Source organism: Methylobacillus methanolivorans (assembly GCF_054588515.1).
In genome coordinates this window covers 317,776-341,363 of record NZ_BAAILT010000002.1, presented here as the reverse complement: position 1 = coordinate 341,363, position 23,588 = coordinate 317,776, and the positions used below count along the sequence as shown (strand labels likewise).

Sequence of the window (23,588 nt, the reverse complement as noted above, 5' to 3'; positions counted from 1 at the left end):
GCCCAACGCTCAGATCAAACAATCTATACGATATTCAAGCTGCCGCCCCATTGTAACAAACGAGTAACTGCAACTTGCAGCAATATATAGGCTGTATCACATATCAATACTCTATATGATTCAACAGGGTGTCATCAAGAACTAAGCAAAATGACGGCTGGCAAATACACTCAAGCCACAAGCAACACTGCCATGCATATTGCCGGAAACAAATGGCACCTGATCACCAACCACCTCTCGGATCAGTTGCTGAATGACCGGCGATACTGCAGACCCCCCGGTGAGATAAATTTTGTCGATACGGGTATCACTCGCCTGGCGCGCGTCATCAATCACCTGACGAATTTTCTCGGCAGATCGCACAATTGCCTCACGAAAATCCTCGCGCGTCACCTGCACCTGCAAGCCATCCTCGACATACGCCAAGTCAAGTGCATCCAACTCGGCAGAGGACAAAGCAATCTTGGTCAATTCTGCACTGCGCACCAAATGGCTACTGAGCTTATCCAGCCATACCTTGTAAAGCCGCTCTCTAACGACATCTGCCTTGGCGTGTATCGGCATTTCAAACCGGGAATAAAATGCCTGCTGGCTAGGGATGCTATTCACGGCAATCGCATCAAATGCCTTGTTATGTAACTCATCAGTCCCTCGCCCGAACAAAGGCATGATACTGTGCCAACCCAGATTGATATCCAGGTCGACCCCGCCAATCCGGTTACCTGAATAAGCCAGCAGATCATCGCTGCGCTCGCGCTTATCACGATAAGACGGCCCCACCTTGACCACGGAACAATCGGTCGTGCCGCCACCAACATCCACCACCAACAGCACTTCGTCCTGATCAAGCCCTTGCTCATAATCTAATGCAGCCGCCAAGGGCTCATACATAAACACTATTTCGTCCAAACCAGCCTCGGCAGCGGCATGTTGCATAATCGCCAAGGCTTGCTGATCACCCTGCTCACCACGAATACCGTGATATCGAATGGGTCGCCCAATCACAGCCTGGCGTAAATCATGCCCGTAAAACTGCCTAGCCTGTTCCAGAATATGCGTCATCATCTTGGCAATGATGACCTCAAAGAAGTCCATCTGGTCTTTGTTGAGATCGCTCCCCAAAAACACCTTAGGCGACTTCATAAACAAGCCATCACCAGGATGACGAATATAATCATTAATCGCCTCGGTGCCATATACCAACCCCTGCGCATTTCCCAACTGCTGGCGAATAGTACGCGACTCAATATCATCGTTGAGTTCATGCTCGGGAAATGCACGATAAATAGCAGATGGGAGATACACTCCCCCCGGTTCAAGCATGGCTTGCACTACCTTGCCAGCCTTGACTACGCCAAGGGATGAGTTCGAGGTGCCATAATCTATTCCACAATGCATCTTTACTACCTGCTGAATGGGCCGAAGCCGTTGAACAAAAAACGAGATTATACGCGTAGCGCTCGCGCATACAGCAGCCAATCAGTCAGGCAAAAATCGGCAAAGTAACCTCTTCTTGCCACTTGTATTTCATTCAGCAAGAACATCAATGCAAATAAGCCGCGTGATACACTCCTCGCCAATCTTAATTTCGCAGCACACTCGACGCTTCACCACATGACCCAGGACACAAAAGCACAACTTCTTCAAGGCGTCCTTTATATTTGTGGTGCGATTTTCCTCTTTGCAGGCAGCGATGCTCTTTCAAAATACCTGGCCGGATTCTATGCTGTCGTCATGGTGATCTGGGTACGTTATGTCATTCATAGCGGCCTCATGCTCAGTGTGCTATTACCCCGCCATGGCCTCTCTATCTTTAAGACAAGTCGCCCTGGCCTACAGCTATTACGTGGGCTGTGCATGGTTGGCACTAACATGCTGTTCATTTCTGCGCTGCGCTATATACCGCTGGCAGAAGGCACAGCCATTATCTATCTGACGCCGTTAATCGTCACCGTACTGTCAGGACCGTTACTAGGCGAGAGAGTCAGGCCATTACAATGGTTTGCTGTTTCCCTGGGTTTTGTTGGTGTTTTAGTGATCTTACGGCCTGGAGGTGTACTATTTACGCCTGTTAGCCTGCTCGCAGTGGGTGCGGCTTTCAGTTTCAGCCTTTATCAACTGATCACCCGTAAGCTCAATGCGACAGATAGCTCCGCCACCACCAACCTGCTTAGCGGACTAGTCGGCAGTACAGTGCTAACCTTTGTTGCCCCATTTTTTTGGCAAACACCCAGCGCATTCCATGCTTTGTTACTGCTGGGATTAGGGATATCAGCATTGCTGAGTCACCTCCTGATGACAGAAGCCTACCACCATGCCAATCCAGCCACATTGGCCCCGTTCACCTATGGTCAATTGATATTCGCTGGGCTGATCGGCTACATCATGTTCGGCCACATGCCCGACCGCTATGGCTTCCTGGGCATCACCATCATTTGCGTAAGCGGAATACTGACATTGTCCCAACGGCCTAGATCGACTAGCTAGCCGGATTCAATGCCGGTCACCAACCGAGCTGGATCAATCAATACGGATTGCTGGCAGTTTTACTTAGACATGTCCGTAAGCTATAATCCGCGCTCCCGGAGAGGTGGCAGAGCTGGTTGAATGTACCTGACTCGAAATCAGGCATACGTGAAAGCGTATCGAGGGTTCGAATCCCTCCCTCTCCGCCAGCCGCATACCCGCTTTTCCCCGCAATATCCCTTTTTGTGACAATACATTATGAGCCTTTAGTCCAATCAGACTATTTAGTCCATTTGCACTATTGAGTGCAATTCATAGATCAAGGAGTATGTGTCTCACAAGCCAACTATAACTTCAATAAACGCTTGATATTGTTTCTACACTCAACTTTTATAGGGGTTTACTATGTTAGCTACAACTTTCAAAAAAGGTGCCGTTGCACTGGCGTTTGGTTTGACTTCCCTTGCGGCAACAAGTGCATTTGCCGCTGATCCAATTATCATTACAGCAACCGATGGTAAAATTTACTTCGGTAATGACTTCGGGACTCCAGGTACATTTACTGATGTATTTGAATTCACCTTGACGGCCCCCACTGATGTTTCCGGCACAGCTAGTTCTACTTACTTCAGCTTTGGTGCCTCTGCGGTTTTTTACGGGGTTGATCTGACCAGCGTAGTCTTGGCAGGTGTTAGTGCTAATCATACGTTTCAAACAACTGGTGTACCAGGTGCTAGCGGAACAAGTGAAACGTATACATTTTCCTTGGATGGTTTGACTGCTGGTACTTATCAATTGACTGTATCTGGAATTGCCGGTGATCAGTCAACGCCCAGCTACAAATCTTCTTATGGTGGCAATATCACCTTCACCGCAGCTGTTCCAGAACCATCCACCTACGGCATGCTGGCTCTAGGTCTTGGCTTGGTTGGTTTTGCTGCTCGCGCTCGCAAGAACGCAAGCAAGTTCGCTTAATAGCATCCAGTTCGATTCAAGGCTGCGGTTTCCGCAGCCTTTTTTATGGGTGCCGTTCATCAAACACAGGTTTACAGCACTTTTGTGATTGCTATCCCATTGTTTTTAATCACGCATCAAGAACTAAACATTGCTCATACTGGACAAAGAGAGCAATCTTTAGGAAACTTGATCGAATGCGTTCACTCGTTATCTTTTTATTAGCGCTGTTGCTGATGGGTTGTAAGGAAGCACCCAAGCCGCTTGCAGACCCGCGCCAAACCAAGGAAATCATTGTGGTCACCCACAATGGCCCTAGCACTTACTACTATAGTGGCAATAATCAATATGCCGGGCTTGAGCACGACTTGGTCCGCAATTTCGTGCGGGAGCTTGGTCCAGAATACAGTGTAAAGTTTCTGGTCGTTCATAATATCTCCCAAGTCATCCCCGCCCTGCTTAAACACAAAGCGCATTTTGCTGCTGCCGACCTCACTATCACGAGCACTCGCGAACACTTGGTCAGCTTCACCAAGCCTTATCATCAGGTACAGCAACAAATCGTCTTCAATACCGAGCTATCCAAGGCCCCCACTAAAGTTAAGGATCTGTTCGGCAAGCAAATAACTGTTTCTTCTGGCACCAGTTATTCGGAACGCCTGCAACGTTTAAGGGAAAAAGACCCCCAGCTTCATTGGACCGAAACCTCTCATGCCAACTCCGATGAGTTGATGGCACAAGTGGCAGAAGGAGAGCTGGATTACACGGTCGCCGATGGACACTTGATATCACTGGTACAAAACTATTATCCCAATCTTGGTGCAAGCCTAAGATTGGGTAAACCAGAACAGGTCGCATGGGCTTTTCCCAAAACTGGCGATAAATGGCTTTACGACAAGGCCAATACTTTTTTTGCCCGCATTAGCCAAGATGGCACCTTACGCAACCTCATTGATCGCTACTATGGTCATGCTGACCGTCTGAAACCAGTAGATGTCACGGCCTTCATGCAGCGTTCTGAGACACTTTTGCCTCAGTACAAACGCTACTTCTATGAAGCTCAAGAACTAACTGGGCTGGATTGGCGCCTGGTGGCAGCCATTGCCTATCAGGAGTCACATTGGGATAGGTTCAATACCTCTCCTACCAATGTACGCGGCATGATGATGCTGACAGAAGATACAGCTGATCGACTAGGTGTGACTGACCGCCTGGATGCGCGTCAAAGTATCGTCGCCGGGGCACGATATGTGCTTATGCTCAAGGACTTGATCCCGGATACAGTACACGAGCCGGACCGTACCTGGATGGCACTTGCTGCTTACAACATTGGTTATGCGCATTTGCAGGATGCACGAATACTGGCCAAGCGGCTGAAGTTGAACCCTGATCGGTGGGTCGATGTGAAGAAAGCCTTGCCCATGCTCAGCAAGGAGGAGCATTTCTCCAACCTGAAATATGGGTTTGCACGTGGTGGAGCACCTGTTGTCTTTGTCGAGTCTGTGCGTACGTATCACAAAATACTTGCACGACGCGAACCAAGGCACACACCGATCTTTCCCAGCTTTGAAGTCGCCGGGCTGAATGGTATCGCGAACGCCCCTAGCCAGGAATAAGCAGCCTTATCAATCGCTATCCTGCCATTTCCGCAGCCAGGATCGTTATAAAATAGAGGCCTGAACCAGCCTCAAAAATAAAGAAAACATACATTTATGCACGCTGCCGCCTTCATACAGGACCTGGCTGTCATCATGCTGGTGGCAGGCATAGTCACCATCATTTTCCACCGCATGAAACAACCGGTGGTGCTGGGCTATATCCTTGCAGGCCTGATCCTTGGGCCTCATACGCCACCATTTTCCATGGTGCAAGACAACCATACGATTGAAATCCTGGCAGAGCTTGGGATTGTGTTCCTGATGTTTTCCCTTGGCCTGGAGTTCAGCCTACGAAAATTACGGGCAGTTGGTGCAACCGCCGTCGTAGCCGCGCTGGTGGAAATTGTGGTGATGGTCTGGCTGGGCTACGAAATCGGCACTTATTTTGGCTGGAAGCCCATGGATGCCATCTTCCTAGGAGCCATGCTTGCCATTTCCTCCACCACCATCATCGTCAAGGCGCTCGATGAGCTCAACATGAAGCATGAGCGCTTTGCCCAAATGATCTTCGGCGTGCTGATCGTCGAGGATATATTAGGCATCGGCATCATTGCCTTGCTCTCTGGCATCGCCGCCACTGGCCATGTCTCTACGCTGGATGCAGCCATCACCATCTCAAACCTCACATTGTTCATGGTGGTCGCCTTGGTACTGGGCATCATATTGGTGCCAAAATTGCTGGAATACGTTGCCAGTTTCAAGCGTGATGAAATGCTGCTGATCACCATCCTCGGCTTATGTTTTGGCTTTTGCCTGCTGGTGATCAAACTCGATTACAGCGTAGCCCTCGGTGCCTTCATGATAGGTGCCATCATGGCGGAATCACGTCGAATTCGTGCGATCGAGCGGCTGATCATGCCGATTCGCGATATGTTCAGCGCGATCTTCTTTGTCGCTATTGGCCTGATGCTTGACCCTGCCATCATCATGCAACATGCAAAACCAGTAATGGTAGTCATCTTGGTCATCATTTTCGGCAAGATATTCGCCTGCACGCTGGGTGCCATGGCGGCTGGTAATGATGGCCGCACCTCGTTGCGCGTAGGCATGGGCTTATCGCAGATCGGCGAGTTTTCCTTCATCATCGCGTCTCTAGGGCTGACGCTTGGCGTCACTAGTTCATTTCTCTACCCCATCGCCGTAGCGGCTTCTGTGATCACCACGCTAACCACGCCCTATCTCATCAAGGCGGCTGATCCACTTTCCGGTATCTTGGCGCGCAACATGCCGAGCAAGATATCGCAATTCTTCCGGCTGTATAGCGACTGGCTAGCCTCGAATGACCATGCACCCGATAGCGATAAAGCCATCCTCGCCGGAATTTACCGCAAGTTACTACTGCAAGTCTTCGTCAACCTGTGCATGGTGAGCGCCTTGTTTCTGGCAGCGGCATGGCTGGTCAATGTGTACTTGGTAGGCATGCCATCACCCATGCGTGACATCATGTGGCAACAAGCTGTTATCTGGGGTAGCACTTTACTGCTGGCAACCCCTTTCCTCATTGCCGCATTCAGGAAGTTGCAATCGCTGGGCTTGCTGCTGGCGGATCACACCACACAAGGCATGACAGGCAACGACTGTGGCCGCGTGCAGCGCTTTATTGCCAAGACAGTCAATGCCTTGGCTGGAGCTGGCATGATATTGTTGATCCTGGCATTGGGGAACAGCATCATGCCGCCACTGGATGTCTGGGTCATTGTCTTACTGGTAGTTGCTGGGTTGATCACCCTGCTGTGGCGCTGGTTCGTGGTGCTGCACTATCGCATGCAGATTGCCTTGATCGAGACATTGAACCAGGAAAAAGAAGAACATTAAAACTGCCGCACACATGCTGTGTGCGGCAAACTACAGCGCCAGTGATATTATTTGGCGCTAATCACTTCCAGGCCACCCATATAAGGGCGCAGCACTTCCGGCACGATTACGCTGCCATCCGCTTGCTGGTTGTTCTCTAGCACGGCCACCAGGGTACGTCCAACAGCAAGGCCAGAACCGTTCAAGGTATGTACCAATTCTGGCTTGCCAGCCTCATTGCGAAAGCGCGCTTGCAGGCGGCGTGCCTGGAAGGCCTCGCAATTGGAAATAGAGGAAATCTCGCGATAAGTATTTTGGGCAGGTAACCAGACTTCCAGATCATAAGTTTTGGCTGCACCAAACCCCATATCACCAGTACATAGCAGCACAACACGGTAAGGCAAGCCAAGCGCCTGCAATACATGCTCTGCATGCCCGACCATTTCCTCGAGGGCGGTGTAGCTCTGCTCGGGATGGGCAATCTGCACCATCTCCACCTTGTCGAACTGGTGCTGGCGTATCATGCCGCGCGTATCCCTACCATAGGAGCCAGCCTCGGAGCGGAAGCACGGCGTATGGGCAGTCAGCTTGATCGGCAAGCTATCCAGCGCCACGATTTCATCACGCACAGTGTTGGTCAGCGTCACCTCAGAGGTCGGGATCAGGTAAAGCGCTTCGTTGCTTTCCCCTTCCTGCCCACCCTTCTGCGCCGCGAACAAATCTTCCTCAAACTTGGGCAATTGACCAGTACCACGCAGGGTATCAGCATTGACGATATAAGGCGTGTAGCATTCGGTATAGCCGTGCTTGTCTGTCTGCGTATCCAGCATGAATTGCGCTAGTGCACGGTGCAGGCGAGCAATCTGACCACGCATCAGGGTAAAGCGCGCACCGGCCAGTTTTGCACCAGTATCAAAATCCAGACCCAGCGGCGTACCAACGTCGGTATGATCCTTGATCTCGAAATCGAAGTTACGAGGCGTACCTACGCGGCGCACCTCGACATTTTCCTCCTCAGATCTGCCTACAGGCACACTCTCATGCGGCAGGTTAGGTACATTCAGCAACAATTGCTGCAGCTCTGCCTGAATCGCGGCAAGCCGCTCCTCGTCCGCCTTCAACTGCGCACCCAGGCCAGCTACCTCCGCCATGATAGGTGCCACATCTTCACCCTTGGATTTTGCAATGCCGATCTGCTTGGAAGTAGCATTGCGCTTGGCCTGCAAATCCTGGGTGCGGGTTTGCACGGTCTTACGCTCGTTTTCCAGCGCGGTAAAGGCATTGGTATCAAGAGAAAAGCCACGAATGGCAAGACGTGTCACGACGTTATCAAGATCATTGCGTAACTGCTGGATGTCTAACATGAAAATTCCTGGGTTTGATTGCAAATGTGCTAGTGCACGTTGAATATGAAATTATTTCTTCCGCTTACTGGCGCGGGCTTCGTCATCCAGCGCTCTTAGATGTGCCATTTTTTCGCTGATTTTACCTTCAAGCCCGCGTGGCGTGGGCACATAAAACTGAATTGCCTCAAGATCGTCGGGAAAGTAGTCCTCGCCTGCCGCATAAGCCCCTGGCTCATTGTGGGCATACCGGTACTCCTTGCCATAATCCAGTTGTTTCATGAGCTTGGTCGGTGCGTTGCGTAAGTGCAGTGGCACTGGGCGCGACTTATCGCTCGCGACAAACGCCTTGGCCTGGTTGTAAGCCATGTAGCCAGCATTGCTCTTTGCAGCCACAGCCAGATAGATCACCGCTTGCCCAAGGGCTAGCTCACCTTCAGGGCTACCCAAGCGTTCATAGGTTAAGGCTGCATCATTTGCTATTTGCATGGCCCGTGGATCAGCAAGCCCGATATCTTCCCAAGCCATGCGAATAATTCTTCTGGATAAATAGCGAGGATCAGCGCCACCATCCAGCATTCTGGTCAGCCAGTACAAAGCCGCATCTGGATTGGAGCCGCGCACAGATTTGTGCAAGGCGGAAATCTGGTCGTAGAATGCCTCACCACCTTTATCAAAGCGGCGCAATTTGCTCGCCATGGTCGATTGCAGGAACTCAGCATTGATTTCTGCCACGCCAGCAGCAATTGCGGCATTGAACAAGCCTTCGGCAAAATTCAACAAACGCCGGGCATCACCATCAGCATAGCCCAGCACTTGCTCCACGACCTCATCACTCAATGGAATATCAAGTTGCATTTCCTGCTTGCCACGTTCGAGCAGCTGTTTCAACTCATCCTCGGACAAAGCATTGAGCACAAACACCTGCGCCCGGCTTAACAAAGCACTGTTGACCTCGAATGAAGGATTTTCCGTGGTCGCACCAATAAAAGTGATCAAGCCACTTTCGACAAACGGCAGAAAGGCATCCTGCTGACCTTTGTTGAAGCGATGCACCTCATCGACAAACAAGATCGTTTTACGCCCTGACTGCTGCAATGTATGCTCAGCACGCTCCACAGCTTCGCGAATATCCTTGATGCCAGCCAGCACAGCGGATAAAGGAATAAACTCGGCATCGGCAGTATTCGCAATCAACCTCGCCAGCGTAGTTTTCCCAACGCCCGGCGGCCCCCACAGGATCATAGAAGGCAACTTGCCAGAGGTAAAAGCTAGCCGTAGCGGCTTGCCTTCGCCCAGCAGGTGCTTTTGCCCAACCACCTCATCCAGAGATTTAGGACGCAAGCGCTCCGCAAGCGGTGCTTGAGGAGTGATGGGTTCAAATAGTCCGGTCATTTCAATACAATATTAGGACAAGCATCATGATTAACGTAGATTAGATAAGCCATCAACACGCTGCAACTCTAGGTCATGGCGATCAATAAATGGTTGTGGACTATCAAGTATATTATTCGCCCTAACGGTAAAATTAATATTTGCACTGGAAAACTGACGACCGCCAAGTTGCCCCTGATTTACAATCAAATCACATCCGCCATTGGTACAAACTCCTTCACGCCCAAGCCCTGCACCCATAGTAGTGTCAGCAAAACTTAAACGCCCATTTTGGGGGTTTAGTCTACCTGTTGCAGTCCCTGTCATGGCCTCGCTATTCCATCCCGGATTATCAAAAGGATTCGTGAGTGTTAATACAAATGTCGCGTTATAACGACTGAAATCTACATTAAGCAATCCATTAGCCGACACCGTTCCGTTGCTACTTTGTACATTATCAGCATTTCCTGACCACTGCCCCTGCACTCCCGCAAGGTTGTACGCACTGATCAGGCGCTCCGTCGGATCACTACCCCAGACGCAATTGCCGCCCAGCCCACCAAGACAAGGACCTCCGCTAATACTCTTGTTATCTCCCAGCACAAACCCTTGGGTTTCTGCCTGTTCGCGTTGTTGATGTTGTTGCGCATCTTCGGGCGTAGCACCACTCGGGCCTGCAGCCGCCAGCAAGGGCTGTTGCTCGCTATACGTCGGTTTGACCAGCTCGCCGACCTCACCCGCCTGCCCCTTGTAGAGCACCAGATTGCCCACGTTGTTTTCCATAAATACCGCGCCATCGCCCACTTTTACCAATAGTCGCTGCGCGTCGTTAAGTGATGCCGTGAACTCAGTGCCACGTATGCCGATGGTAGCCACCGGTGTATCCATGCGGTAATTAGGCTTGTTGGCATGACCGATCACACCAGTAATCGCCCGCAAACCGCCTTTGATCAGGTGGAAAATGCCGCGCTCGCTACCATCTGCCTGCCCGTTGAAATGGTATTCCTCGACTCTGAAGCTGGTATTGGGTTGCAAGGAAATATAACCACCGTCGATAAATTTCACCTGCATCCGCCCATCTACAGTTTGCAGGGTTTCACCAGCATCAAACTCGCTGCCCTTGCTGGCAAGCCTGGCTGTACCAGAGGCATCCAAAATCTGGGCATCGCCTGCAACAAATTCGACCTTGCCAGCGGCTGCTATCGCCAATGCTGGCATGAGCAGGCAGAAAGCTAGTAACTTCAATGTCATGCGATACAACCGAATATCTGGACGATACATCACGCCCTCCCTGGCTTTACCAATTGAAATCATGGCGCACACTCACTGAGAACATATAACGATCAAAATCATTGATTTTGGTATTTGAATCATTGCAGATATAGCTCACCTGCGGCCTGATCAACCAGTTGCCGCCTACCAGATACCTCAAGCCTAGATTGATATCGTATTGATTATCCTCGCGGGCCTTGAGGAAAAATGGGTCTTCATCATCATGGTGGCGATGCTCGTAACTGAATATGCCATAAGCGACGAGTGATGGCTTGAGCGTCAACTGCCCACCTACTCTTGCACCATAGAGATCGTTACTAAGGAAATCGTACCCGGACGACCTTACCTTTTCACGACCAGCATAAGCACTGGTAAATAGCACTGGCGTTTTATCCCCGGAAAATACGTGCGCCCAACCACCGCCGAATACATAGCGGTTGGCATCGCGAATCTCGTTATCTGGATAACTGATACGAGATGCCTGGGCAAATAGGTTGATCTGGTCTTGGTTACTGATATCGTGCTGCCACTGCGTGTTAAAACCATAGGCACGCCTGAAGCGCTTATCGTCTACCCAGATATTGGCATCCTGCACTGCCAGTGTGAAGGTGTCGACAAAGCGCCGATAGCGTAACCCGGCATTCGCATCCAGCGAGCCTATGTCGAATGCCCTTTCTTGATGGTTCGAGCGTTGCGACGCATTCAGGCCAGCAAAAGCGGACAAGCCTGTAGTCACCGGCGTACTCACCGATACACCACCGGCCAGCGTCATGAAATTATCCGAGTTCGCACGGGAAGCCCGCGACAATACCAAATCAAGGTTATTGGCGATGCCAGGCACTGCAACTGAAGCCGCAGTAGTCGCACTGTTGACATTGCTGTCATGCCCCACAGTACCTTCCAGATATGCCGAGTAACTCGTCTTCAGCCCTTGCGCCTTGTCGATAGCGCTCATATAACGATTGATGACTTTGCTGATATCCTCAGGCGGCTGCTGGTTCAATACATTCCTGAATTCAGCACGGGCAGCATCTTGCTCGCCGAGCAGGAAATAGGCGCGGGCAATTTGCGCACGGGCATTGGCATTATCTGGCTGCAAGGCAAGCACACGTTCCAGCGCAAACACGCCTCGCGTGACATGCCCGCTATCGATGGCAGCTAAGCCAAACAACATGTCGTACTCAGGATTACCCGAATGATCTGACTCCACCGGCTCCAGCAATCCATAGGCCGCTGCATAATCCCGCTTGCTGATCAGTTGGCTAGCTTTGTGCAGCACATCAGTATCCTGCGCCAAGGCAACACCCTCTCCCATCAATAGCCAGGCTGCCCCGACAACGGCAGCCTTGTACAGCATGGTTTTGCTACTGCCTATAGACTGGTAAAGCACTCTGGATTACTCGCCAACAACATCAGCCCCTGCAGGAGCGACAAACTTGAAACTACCATTGGCAATGGATGGGTTACGCTGCAGCTTGCTAAACTGAATGCTGGTGGTATGACCGAAACTGTCGTGTAGCTCCATCTTTTGCAGTTCGTCGCCCTTGAAGCCCAACAAGACCTTATCAAAACCACTATCCTCAGCCTTAGGCACGGCTTGTGCCCACTCCAGGCCATCAGAACGACTCACGGTAGTCAGGGTAAAATTACGTTCTGCATCCTGAGCGCCCGCCAATAATGACGCAGGGCTTGAACCAATCGCCTTGCTCATGGCACGCACCGTCACCTGATTAAGGTCAGGATCAAACAGCCAGACCTTCTCGCCATCGCCCACGATCTGCTGCACATAAGGCTTATCGTAATCCCAGCGGAACTTGCCCGGGCGCTGCAACTGCATATTGCCCTCGACCTCCTGCACCTTATTACCCTGCGCATCGGTCACCACTTGGTGAAAATGCGCCCGCATGGCACTGGTCGCCTTGAAAAAAGTCTTGAGCGATGCAACGCCATCTGCATGGGCCAAGAACGGCATCACCATCAGCAATGCCCCTGCCATCAATCTCATCTTGTTATCTTTCGTGCTTAATCATGATTATTCGGCGCAATCACTTCGCGATTGCCGTTGCTCTGCATCGCGGACACCAAGCCGGCCCGCTCCATCTCCTCGATCAGGCGCGCAGCACGGTTATAACCAATTCGTAGCTGGCGCTGCACTGATGAAATAGAGGCACGCCGCGACTTGAGCACAATGGCAACGGCCTCATCGTAGAGCGGATCTGTCTCGCCACCACTTTCGCCAAGCTCTCCAGCCTCGCCGCCATCTTCACTACCACCAGTGAGAATGCCCTCAATGTAATTCGGCTCGCCTTGCTGCTTGAGGTGCTCAACCACGCGGTGCACTTCCTGGTCAGAAACAAAGGCACCGTGTACACGTTGTGGGTCACTGGTTCCTGGTGGCTGGTAAAGCATGTCGCCCTGCCCCAGCAAGGCTTCCGCCCCCATCTGGTCCAGAATGGTACGTGAATCGATCTTGCTCGATACCTGGAACGCCACCCGGGTAGGGATATTGGCCTTGATCAGGCCAGTGATGACATCTACAGAAGGTCGCTGGGTCGCCACCACCAGGTGAATACCGCAAGCGCGTGCCTTTTGCGCCAAGCGCGCAATCGGCTCTTCCACCTTTTTGCCAACGACCATCATCAGATCGGCCAGTTCGTCAATCACCACCACGATCAATGGCAATTCGTCTAATGGTTCAGGCTCGTCCGGCGTCAAACTAAACGGATGCGGGATAGACGTACCCTCTTTTTCAGCATCACGAATTTTCTGGTTATATCCGGCAAGATTACGCACACCCAGCATGGACATCAGCTTGTAGCGGCGCTCCATCTCGGCCACGCTCCAATTGAGCGCATTGCCTGCCTGGCGCATGTCGGTAATCACCGGAGCTAACAGGTGCGGAATAGCATCGTATACCGATAGCTCCAGCATCTTGGGGTCGATAAGGATTAGGCGCACTTTGCTAGGCTCTGCCTTGTACACCAAGCTCAATATCATGGCATTGATCGCCACGGACTTGCCTGAACCGGTTGTACCTGCAACCAGCACGTGAGGCATCTTGGCCAGATCCGCCACTACTGGTTTGCCGGAAATATCCTTGCCCATCGCAATGGCCAGCGGCGAAGTGACATCGGCATAAACCTGTGAACCGAGTATCTCGGACAAGTACACAATCTGGCGCTTGGGGTTGGGAATTTCCAGGCCCATGTAAGTCTTACCTGGGATCGTCTCCACCACGCGCACGCTCACCACAGACAAGGCGCGCGCCAAGTCTTTGGAAAGGTTAGCCACCTGGCTACCTTTGACCCCTGCAGCCGGGTCAATTTCATAACGCGTAATCACGGGGCCAGGCAGCGCCGTTACTACCTTGACCTCAATCCCGAAATCCATGAGCTTGCGTTCAATCAGGCGCGAAGTGAATTCCAGGGTTTCAGCAGATTGCACTTCTACCACACCATTTGGCTCATCCAGCAAATGCAAGGGTGGCAAAGGCGAATCTGGCAAGGTCTCGAACAAGGGGGTCTGCTTTTCGCGTTGCACCCGCTCACTCTTCACAATCTCAAAAGTCTGCGGCACCTCAATCTGCACCGGTGGCCTGTCTTCCGTGCGCTTGCGTTCGCTCACGACAAATTCAGTACGTTCCTGCTCGGCCTTTTTACCCAGCTTGCGATCCTGGTAATCCTGCCAGCGCTGAATGACGTAGTGATAGCTAAACTCCAGGCCAGCACCAAATTTCTCCGCAATGGCTATCCATGACCAGCCCGTAAACAGGCTGAAGCCCACAGCCAACAGCAATAACAACACCAATGTGGAACCTGCAAATCCCAGGATGGCTTGTAAGCCAGCATCGACCAGTGATCCCAGCATCCCGCCAGCCGCCATCGGCAACTCCACCGCCATGGCATGAAAATGCCCAGCCTCTAATGCAGCAGAAGACAGCAACAACATGGCGAAGCCAGCAAGATTAAGCCAGATCAATGGCTTACGTTCAGCTTCTACAACCTCAAGTCGCAGGTAAACCAACCACATGGCATAAAATGCCAGTACAACCCACCACCAGGCAGAGAATCCAAATAAATACAATAAGATATCAGATAACCATGCACCTAGCGCACCACCAGCATTTTGCGTAATATCGCCATCACTAGTGCTATGCGACCATGAGGGATCGGTGCTGTGATAAGTGAATAAAATCAGGGCGAGATAGAGACCAACGACGACAAGCACCAACCACCAGGCTTCCTTGACAATACCAGGGGTCGGTTCAGGTTCGGATTGACGACGGCTATTGAGCGGCGTGCTTTTTTTCTGGAAAAACAAGATGATTCAGTACCCGGCACAAAATTAAGCTGCTCTGATTATATCAGCATCAATCCTGTTTCGGTCTGGCGTACTGATGAGTGGCTGGCAGTGATACTCCCACAGTGACCGAAGACTGCTTTAACCACTGTCAGGGATACCAACAAAAGACTTCAGACACAATCACAAAATGCATCAATATTTTTCACCAACGCACGTCGATTTCCCGCGAAACTGATACGATCAAATGCCGCTTCTTTTTCTGCAACATTTTCAGCGGGAACATAATCGGAGTGATGTAAACGAGTAGCCACGGTATCCATGGGCTGAATGACAGGCGCAGGGCTAGGCTGTGAACGAACTGCTAATACCAACATAATGTAAATTTCCTTTTGGGAGATGACAACCAAATTGCACGAAATTGTGTTTCGCACATTAGGTTGGATGACATCAGCGTCAGATAGTTCCTACAGCGCCCCTAAGGCAGGTACTGATTGGCTTTAGTGGACTCAGGCACTCTGCAGGATGATTAATCCAGCTTATCAGTCACATCAACACAATCAATTTGCACTCACCTGTGGCGACGCCTACACTAGCGAAACTAAGAATTGTAATGATTGTCTGCTAGAAAACAGGCTTAAGCTCATCCACAACCTTTCCGCATGAACAAGCTTGCGGATTGCATTTCACCTCAAATAAAGGAGAACAAGATGGTAGACATTGGCATCAGTGAAAAAGACCGCAAGAAGATTGCCGAAGGACTTTCCCGCTTTCTTGCAGATACTTACACCCTGTATCTCAAGACACATTATTTCCACTGGAACGTCACTGGCCCGCAATTCCGTACCCTGCACCTGATGTTTGAGGAGCAATACAATGAACTATGGACAGCAGTAGACCAGATTGCAGAACGCATCCGCTCACTGGATTTCCCAGCGCCAGGCACTTATAAGGAGTTCAGCAAGTTGACTTCGATTGCTGAAACAGATGGCGTACCTCATGCGCAAGACATGATCAAGGAGCTGGTTGCAGGCCACGAAGCTGTGGTGCGTACTGCCCGCTCGGTATTCCCCACAGCAGAAAAAGCCTCGGATGAAGCCACAGCCGACCTGCTGACCCAGCGCCTGCAAATCCATGAAAAAACCGCATGGATGTTGCGTAGCTTGCTAGAAAAACCCTAACATTCTGACTTTTTGAAATATCGCATTCTAGGAGTACTCACTGTATGGCAACAAAACATGCTCGCTTGCTGATCCTGGGTTCTGGCCCGGCAGGCTACTCTGCGGCTGTCTATGCAGCTCGTGCCAACCTGAAGCCAGTACTGATCACTGGCATCGCCCAAGGTGGCCAGCTTATGACCACAACCGAGGTAGATAACTGGCCTGCTGATGCTGATGGTGTTCAAGGCCCAGAGTTGATGGCACGCTTCCAGAAGCATGCTGAGCGCTTCAACACGGAAATGATCTTTGATCATATCCACACGACTCATCTCACCGAAAAGCCAATCCGTTTGGTGGGCGATGCTGGCGAATACACCTGTGATGCGTTGATTATCGCCACTGGTGCCTCTGCCAAGTACCTTGGCTTGCCTTCAGAAGAGGCGTTTGCCGGCAAAGGTGTTTCTGCCTGCGCAACGTGCGATGGCTTTTTCTATCGCAACCAGGAAGTCGCCGTTATCGGTGGCGGCAATACAGCCGTGGAAGAAGCCTTATACCTGGCCAATATCGCCAGCAAGGTGACTCTGGTGCATCGCCGCGACAAGTTCAAGGCAGAAGCGATCCTGGTGGACAAGCTCATGGAACGCGTGAAGGAAGGCCGTATTGTGCTGGAAACCTTCCAAACCCTTGATGAAGTGCTAGGTGATGACTCTGGCGTAACAGGCATGCGCCTCAAGGATGCCAACAACGGCAGCACCAAGGAAATCGCCCTCAAGGGTGTATTCATCGCGATTGGTCACAAGCCCAATACCGATATCTTTGAAGGCCAGTTGGACATGGAAGGCGGCTACATCATCACTAAGGCTGGCCGTGAAGGCAACTTCACTGCCACCAGCGTACCTGGTGTATTCGCTGCTGGTGATGTGCAAGACCACATCTATCGCCAGGCTGTCACCAGCGCTGGTACAGGTTGCATGGCAGCACTGGATGCCGAGCGTTACCTGGATCAATTGTCCTAAATCCTACCCCCGCAGGGCCTCCCTGCGGGCTTCTTTTCTGGTTGCAGTAGATGGCAGATCACGACGACAAGGACGAAGAGAACCGGCTGTTCCTTGATGCAGTCAAGGATGTGCGTCCGCTCAAGCCCAGCCGACTGTATCACCAAGCGCCCAATCCCAAACCTATCCCCAAACAGTTTCTGCGTGATGAACGCCAGGCATTGGCTGATTCCTTGAGTGATGGCTATATCCCCGCTCACGAGCTGGAGAGTGGCGAAGAGCTACTCTACTTGCGCGATGGTCATTCTCCCGACATCCTGAGCAAATTGCGCCGTGGACACTGGGTGGTGCAAGCGGCCATTGATTTGCATGGCATGGTCAGCGACGAAGCCCGGCTTTATGTTGCCGAGTTCCTCGCCCATTGCAAGAAACGCGGTATTCGTTGCGTGCGTATCATTCACGGCAAGGGATTGAGCTCACGCAACCGCGAGCCTGTGCTCAAACACAAATTGCGTAACTGGTTGATGCAAAAGGATGAAGTGATTGCCTATGCGCAAGCGCGGCAACAAGATGGTGGCAGTGGCGCTGTCATCGTGCTACTCAAGGCATAAGCGTTGCACATGACCTGATAAAATAAACTTCGTACGACTGTAAACTAAAGTAGTTATCTCACGTTTATATGCTTCGCACCGCGTGGTGCTTGTCTGAAAGAGAGAATAACAAGATGCAGTTGCGTCATTTGACGTGTGTCGGCATGGTGCTACTAGGGTTAAGCATCTCGACCATCATCCAGGCTGCAGAAACCGATGATCTGGGCAGCCTGACCCTGGCCAAGGCAAGCGAGCTATTTAACCGCAATAATCGAGAATTACTGCTTTCCAAACGTGGAGTAGATAGCGCAAAGGCCGACACCCTCACCGCAGCACAACGCCCCAACCCCACATTCTCCCTTAACTCCAATAATTTCAAGCTCAGTGGCAGCAATGGCGACGGCGGTATCAATGATCGCACGTTGGATACAATCGCCCGCATTGAGCAACCGATTGAGCGCGGAAACAAGCGCGCCCTGCGCATGGCGGTTGCAGATAATGCCCTGCAAGCCAGTGAACTGGATTTACGCGACAGCCTGCGTCAGCAAAAGCGTTCTCTTCATGGTGCCTATTACGATCTGCTTCTGGCACAAGAAATCGAGCGCATCCTGCTGGAAAACCAAGCCTTGTTCGACAATATGCTCAAGGCCGCTGAATTGCGCCTGAAGGCGGGAGATATCGCTGCTACCGATGCCGCCCGTATCAGGATTGATGTGCTGCGCGCGCAAAATGACCTGCGGCAAGCGCGTGCCGACAAGGAAAAAGCCCAGGTCGACCTTGGTTACTTAATGGGTAAGGAGCAGGAGGCACAACGTATTGTCATCGGCGACACTTGGCCCAACACAGCCTCCCTACTCGCAGAGCTTAATGCCGCCAGCCTGGATCAACGCCCGGATATCCAGGCAGCCATGACGCGCATCCAGATAGCGAATGAAAACCGCAAGCTGGCACAAGCCCAAACCGTGCGCGACATCACCATCGGCATGCAGTACGAACACTACCCCAGCATGGGCGGCGGTGGAGGCGGCAATAATAACGGACGCAATACCATAGGCGCTGGCTTCAGCATCCCCTTGTTTACCGGTTACCAATACCAGGGGGAGATCGCCCGTGCCGAGGTGGATTACACCACCGCCATTGAGGCAGAAGAGCGCATACGCGCCAATGCTGCAAGTGAAGTCCAGCGTGCACGCGCTGATCTTGATGCGGCTATCGAAAAAGTGGACCGCTACGACCAGAACATGATGCAGGAAGCGGAAAAAACGGCGCAGGCAGCGGAGTTTGCCTACCAGCATGGTGCCATGGGAGTGACCGACCTGCTGGATGCACGCCGCGTATTGCGTGCCTTGCAGCTAGATGCAGCGACCGCACATGCCGATTTTGCCAAATCCCTTGCCAACTGGCATGCCGCCTTGAATAGCAACACGACTGAATAATCACGAAAGACTGAAGCATGCAGAAAAAACTTATCTTAGTGTTGCTATCCATTGCCTTCGCCAGCAACACTGCATTGGCCGCTGAACCTGCCCCCCCTGCCAAAGCCCCAGCAAAACCTTCTGATGAAATCATCCTTGCCCAGGATGCTCCACAACTAGCCAGCCTCAAGATTGAGACCGTCAGCGAAATCATCGCCCCCGCTGCATCACCCTTGAATGGCAAGATCATTTTCAACGAGAACTACACCGCCAGGATCAGCTCTCCTGTTGCTGGCCGCGCACTCAAGATCAGCGCCGAAATTGGCGATAGCGTCAAAACCGGACAAGCCCTCATGACCATGGATTCGCCAGACCTCGGTAGCGCACTCGCGGATGCCCGCAAGGCGCAAGCAGAACTGGCCCTGAAAAAGCAGGCATATGATCGTAGCCATATGCTGCTGGATGGCGGCGTAATCCCGAAAAAGGAGTTGGAAGCCAGCAAGGCCGACCTGGATGAGGCCGCTGCAGAAGCCGCTCGTGCCAATGCCCGTATCAACAACCTCGGTGCCAATCACAACAGCAGCGAAAGCTATACTGTTCGCGCGCCCCTAGCTGGCATCATTGTAGACAGGCAAGTGAACCCAGGTGGCGAAATCCGCCCAGACGCCGCAAATCCATTATTCATCATCACCGATCCCAATCATCTCTGGGCCAGTATAGATCTGCCCGAACGTGACCTTGGCAAGGTCAGCATCGGCCAGCCGATTTCCGTAGAAGTAGACGCCTACCCAGGCGAGACATTCACTGGCAAGGTGTTATCAATTGGCGGCATGATAGATCCCACCACACGTCGCATCCCGATTCGTTGCGCCATCGAGAGCAAAGGCAGGCTCAAGCCGGAAATGTATGCCCGCATTACGCCGCTCAGCCTGGACCAGCGCAAAGTCATCCGCATCCCCAATAGCGCAATGATTACTGAAGGTTTATACAGTTACGTCTTCGTGGAAACCAGCCCCGGCCATATCAAGAAACGCCGAGTCACGCTGGATGTACAAGGGCGTGATTTCGCCACCGTCAAGCAGGGGTTGATCAAGAACGAGCGTTTGGTGACATCCGGCGCCATCCTGCTGAATTCCGAACTCGCTGCAGGCAAATAAGGGCCACATCATGTTGGAAAAACTGATTACCTTCTCGCTACAACAGCGCGTTTTCGTGCTGCTTGGCACCCTGGCCCTGATCATTTCCGGCTATTTTGCCGTGGATAATATGCCGATCGAGGCATTTCCCGATGTTGAGGACGTGCACGTCGGCATCGTGACACAAGTGCCTGGCCTGGCACCAGAAGAGGTCGAACGCGTCGTCACCTTGCCCATTGAGCACGAGATGAGCGGCGTGCCCCACCTCACCCAGATGCGCTCGGTCTCCATCACTGGCCTCTCCGTCATCACCCTTACCTTTTCAGAGAAGACCGATGACTACTTTGCCCGCCAACAAGTGCTGGAGCACCTGCAAAGCGCCGACCTGCCGCCAGATTACCAGCCAACACTGGCACCTCTATCCACCGCCGTAGGCGAAATTTTCCGTTACCTGGTTGAAGCCCCGAAGGACATGCCGCAACGCGAGATCCGCGCCATCCAGGATTGGCAGATCCGCCCCATGCTACGCACCGTGCCCGGCGTCGCTGATATCACCAGCTTTGGTGGCAGTGTGAAGGAATACCAGGTCAAGCTTGATCCTTATTTATTAAGGAAATTCGACATTACTGTCGATCAGGTCAACCAGGCACTAAGCGGCAACAGCAGCAATGTTGGTGGGGGACTCATGCACCGGGGCGATGAGGACCTGGTTGTGCGTGGCATCGGCCTTTACAAAAGCCTGGATGACATTGCCAACACCGTCATTGATTCACGCGGCGGCAAACCTATTCTCGTCAGCGATATTGGCCAGGTGGTGATCGGTGATCGTACCCGCTCGGGCATTGTCGCCTTCAATGAAAAAGATGACGTGGTAGAAGGTATCGTCATCATGAACAAGGGCCAGAACCCGGCCCGGGTGATTGATGCCCTGCGCGAGAAAGTGGCCGAGATCAACAGCAAGCTGCCGCCAGGCGTCAGCATTGCGCCTTTCTATGATCGCACAACACTGATCCAGCACACTGTACATACCGTAACGGAAAACCTGATTGTCGGTGCACTACTGGTCGTCACCATTCTCATCGTCTTCCTGCGCAACTGGCGTGCTGCACTCATCGTGGCCTCGGTTATTCCCTTGTCGCTATTGTTCGCCTTCGTCGTCATGAATATCCGCGGCGTTTCTGCGAACCTGATCTCACTTGGCGCTGTGGACTTCGGCATCATTATTGACAGTGCCGTGGTGCTGGTAGAGGCCCTCATGGTGAGGCTAGCAACAACACAAGTCGACAAGATGCCGCAACAGGCTACCTATGGCTGGCGGCTGCACACCTTGCGCCAAACTGCCGTGGAAATGGGTCGCCCCATCCTGTTTTCCAAGGCCATTATCATCCTGGCCTTCCTGCCCATCTTCACTTTCCAGCGGGTAGAGGGCAAGATTTTCTCGCCCATGGCCTTTACGCTGAGCTTTGCCTTGCTGGGCGCCATTCTGCTCACGCTCACCCTGGTGCCAGCCCTACTCTCCTACACCATGCGCCGCGAGGACATGGCAGAAAAACACAGCGGATGGATGCATAAGCTGCAAGAGGGCTATCGTAAGCTATTGCTCAAAACCACTGGTATCCGTTGGCCCCTGACAGGTGCGTCTATCGCATTGTTGGTCGTATCCCTGTTGCTGGCACCCAAACTTGGCTCCGAGTTTCTGCCCAAGCTGGACGAAGGCAACATATGGCTCACGATCAGCTTGCCACCTTCGACCAGCCTGCTGAAAACCAAGGAAGTCGAGCAGCATGTGCGCGGCATTCTGCAAAGCTATCCTGAGGTACGCCTGGTCGTGAGCCATGTAGGCCGCCCCGACGATGGCACAGACCCCAAGGGACCCAACAATATCGAAATCCTCGCTGACTTGAAGCCACATGACGAATGGCGCTTCAAGAACAAAGAAGCACTGATCGAGAGCATTTCAGCCAAGATACACACGATTCCCGGCATCCCCACCAACTTCTCTCAAGTCATTCAAGACAGCGTGGAAGAAGCGCTATCCGGCGTGAAGGGGGAAATCTCGGTGAAGATATTCGGCCCTGACCTAGCCATCCTTGAGGACAAGGCTGACCAAGTAGTCGATGTGCTCAACAGCATCCAGGGTGCAACCGATGTTGCCGCCATCCGCATCTCCGGCAACTCCGAACTCGACATCACCCTGGATCGAGCCAAACTCGCGCGCTACGGCATGAGCGTCAATGATGTGAATGCCACCGTCCAGACTGCGCTGGCTGGCAATGCCGCCAACACGTTCTATGACGGTGACCGCCGCTTTGATGTCACCTTGCGGCTCGACAGGCAATACCGTGATGGCGTGGATGATATTGCCGAGCTTCCGGTGGCCTTGCCAGATAATGCTGGCACCATTCCGCTAGGCGAAATTGCCGACATCAGCATCAAGCAGGGCGCATCACGCGTCAGCCGCGAGGGTGTCTCCCGCATCGTCGCCATCAAAGCCAACCTCATCAACCGCGACCAGGGCAGCTTCGTTGCCGAGGCCATGGACAAGGTCAAGCAACAAGTGAAATTGCCGCCTGGCTACAGCATTACCTGGGGCGGGCAATTCGAGAACCAGCAACGCGCCATGAAGCGCCTGCAAGTCATCGTGCCACTGTCGCTGATGCTGATCTTCGTCTTGTTGTTCATGGCATTCAAGTCAGTGAAAAATGCCCTGCTGGTACTACTAATGATCCCCTTCACTCTGATCGGCGGCCTGGCTGCGCTGGGACTGGCTGGATTGCACTTATCCGTCTCTGCTGCCGTGGGCTTTATCGCCCTTGCCGGTGTCTCGGTGCAAAATGGCGTCATCATGGTGGAGCAGATCAAGCATCTGATGCGCGAAGGCTATGCCATGAAGAAGGCCGTCATTGAAGGTGCAGTAGCCCGCCTGCGGCCTATCATGATGACCGCCCTCATGGCTGGCCTGGGCCTGCTGCCTGCTGCCCTCTCCCACAGCATAGGCTCGGAAACCCAGCGCCCATTTGCCGTCGTGATCGTCGGCGGCCTAGTCTCCGCTACACTATTCACCTTACTGTTACTGCCTTTGCTCTATCCATATTTTTCTGAAGAACGTAGGGATTAAGCCATTTTCAGCAA

At 52.4% G+C, this 23,588-nt stretch carries 18 protein-coding genes and 1 tRNA gene; 11 read left to right on the top strand and 8 right to left on the bottom strand.

Going from position 1 to position 23,588, the window contains the following annotated elements; translation table 11 throughout:
• Positions 1 to 141: 141 nt before the first annotated feature.
• Positions 142 to 1,398: a molecular chaperone gene (gene yegD, locus LG202_RS02930; RefSeq protein ID WP_230346922.1), complete on the bottom strand. Its 1,257-nt coding sequence runs from the start codon at positions 1,396 to 1,398 to the stop codon at positions 142 to 144.
• 216 nt (positions 1,399 to 1,614) lie between these two features.
• On the opposite strand from yegD, the gene LG202_RS02925 reads away from it, so the two are divergent.
• The 5 genes from LG202_RS02925 (at position 1,615) to LG202_RS02905 (ending at position 6,893) form a co-directional block, all read left to right on the top strand.
• Positions 1,615 to 2,487, top strand: coding sequence for a DMT family transporter (locus LG202_RS02925; RefSeq protein ID WP_230346921.1), 873 nt, complete (start codon positions 1,615 to 1,617; stop codon positions 2,485 to 2,487).
• Positions 2,488 to 2,584: 97 nt separating this feature from the next.
• Positions 2,585 to 2,675, top strand: a tRNA-Ser gene (locus LG202_RS02920).
• Positions 2,676 to 2,871: 196 nt separating this feature from the next.
• A complete protein-coding gene (locus LG202_RS02915; protein WP_230346920.1) occupies positions 2,872 to 3,441 on the top strand; it encodes an FxDxF family PEP-CTERM protein in 570 nt (189 codons plus the stop codon).
• Between the two features lie 176 nt (positions 3,442 to 3,617).
• Complete coding sequence (mltF, locus tag LG202_RS02910; RefSeq protein WP_230346919.1) at positions 3,618 to 5,036, top strand: membrane-bound lytic murein transglycosylase MltF; 1,419 nt, start codon at positions 3,618 to 3,620, stop codon at positions 5,034 to 5,036.
• A gap of 96 nt (positions 5,037 to 5,132) precedes the next feature.
• Complete coding sequence (locus tag LG202_RS02905; protein ID WP_230346918.1) at positions 5,133 to 6,893, top strand: cation:proton antiporter; 1,761 nt, start codon at positions 5,133 to 5,135, stop codon at positions 6,891 to 6,893.
• Positions 6,894 to 6,940: 47 nt separating this feature from the next.
• On the opposite strand, the gene serS is transcribed toward LG202_RS02905, so the two are convergent.
• The 7 genes from serS to LG202_RS02870 form a co-directional block, all read right to left on the bottom strand.
• Positions 6,941 to 8,236, bottom strand: coding sequence for a serine--tRNA ligase (gene serS / locus LG202_RS02900; RefSeq protein WP_230346917.1), 1,296 nt, complete (start codon positions 8,234 to 8,236; stop codon positions 6,941 to 6,943).
• 51 nt (positions 8,237 to 8,287) lie between these two features.
• Positions 8,288 to 9,610 (bottom strand): replication-associated recombination protein A, encoded by a 1,323-nt coding sequence (locus LG202_RS02895; RefSeq protein WP_230346916.1) that lies wholly within the window; start codon positions 9,608 to 9,610, stop codon positions 8,288 to 8,290.
• Between the two features lie 30 nt (positions 9,611 to 9,640).
• Positions 9,641 to 10,903, bottom strand: coding sequence for a FecR family protein (locus tag LG202_RS02890; RefSeq protein WP_230346915.1), 1,263 nt, complete (start codon positions 10,901 to 10,903; stop codon positions 9,641 to 9,643).
• A complete protein-coding gene (locus LG202_RS02885; protein ID WP_230346914.1) occupies positions 10,887 to 12,218 on the bottom strand; it encodes a surface lipoprotein assembly modifier in 1,332 nt (443 codons plus the stop codon). Before LG202_RS02885 ends, LG202_RS02890 begins: the two co-directional genes overlap by 17 nt.
• A gap of 39 nt (positions 12,219 to 12,257) precedes the next feature.
• Positions 12,258 to 12,866 carry an outer membrane lipoprotein chaperone LolA gene (gene lolA / locus LG202_RS02880; protein ID WP_230346913.1) on the bottom strand — a complete coding sequence of 203 codons (609 nt, stop codon included), beginning with the start codon at positions 12,864 to 12,866 and terminating at the stop codon, positions 12,258 to 12,260.
• Positions 12,867 to 12,883: 17 nt separating this feature from the next.
• Positions 12,884 to 15,181: a DNA translocase FtsK gene (locus tag LG202_RS02875; protein ID WP_230346912.1), complete on the bottom strand. Its 2,298-nt coding sequence runs from the start codon at positions 15,179 to 15,181 to the stop codon at positions 12,884 to 12,886.
• A 152-nt stretch (positions 15,182 to 15,333) separates the two neighbouring features.
• Positions 15,334 to 15,537: a hypothetical protein gene (locus tag LG202_RS02870; RefSeq protein WP_230346911.1), complete on the bottom strand. Its 204-nt coding sequence runs from the start codon at positions 15,535 to 15,537 to the stop codon at positions 15,334 to 15,336.
• 333 nt (positions 15,538 to 15,870) lie between these two features.
• On the opposite strand from LG202_RS02870, the gene LG202_RS02865 reads away from it, so the two are divergent.
• The 6 genes from LG202_RS02865 (at position 15,871) to LG202_RS02840 (ending at position 23,574) form a co-directional block, all read left to right on the top strand.
• Positions 15,871 to 16,341 (top strand): Dps family protein, encoded by a 471-nt coding sequence (locus tag LG202_RS02865; protein ID WP_230346910.1) that lies wholly within the window; start codon positions 15,871 to 15,873, stop codon positions 16,339 to 16,341.
• A 44-nt stretch (positions 16,342 to 16,385) separates the two neighbouring features.
• Complete coding sequence (trxB, locus tag LG202_RS02860) at positions 16,386 to 17,336, top strand: thioredoxin-disulfide reductase (protein WP_230346909.1); 951 nt, start codon at positions 16,386 to 16,388, stop codon at positions 17,334 to 17,336.
• A gap of 50 nt (positions 17,337 to 17,386) precedes the next feature.
• Positions 17,387 to 17,926: a Smr/MutS family protein gene (locus tag LG202_RS02855; RefSeq protein WP_230346908.1), complete on the top strand. Its 540-nt coding sequence runs from the start codon at positions 17,387 to 17,389 to the stop codon at positions 17,924 to 17,926.
• Between the two features lie 113 nt (positions 17,927 to 18,039).
• Positions 18,040 to 19,341 (top strand): TolC family protein, encoded by a 1,302-nt coding sequence (locus LG202_RS02850; RefSeq protein ID WP_230346907.1) that lies wholly within the window; start codon positions 18,040 to 18,042, stop codon positions 19,339 to 19,341.
• Between the two features lie 17 nt (positions 19,342 to 19,358).
• Positions 19,359 to 20,477, top strand: a complete 1,119-nt coding sequence (locus LG202_RS02845) for an efflux RND transporter periplasmic adaptor subunit (protein WP_230346906.1) — start codon at positions 19,359 to 19,361, stop codon at positions 20,475 to 20,477.
• 10 nt (positions 20,478 to 20,487) lie between these two features.
• Positions 20,488 to 23,574 (top strand): efflux RND transporter permease subunit, encoded by a 3,087-nt coding sequence (locus tag LG202_RS02840; RefSeq protein WP_230346905.1) that lies wholly within the window; start codon positions 20,488 to 20,490, stop codon positions 23,572 to 23,574.
• Positions 23,575 to 23,588 lie beyond the last annotated feature (14 nt).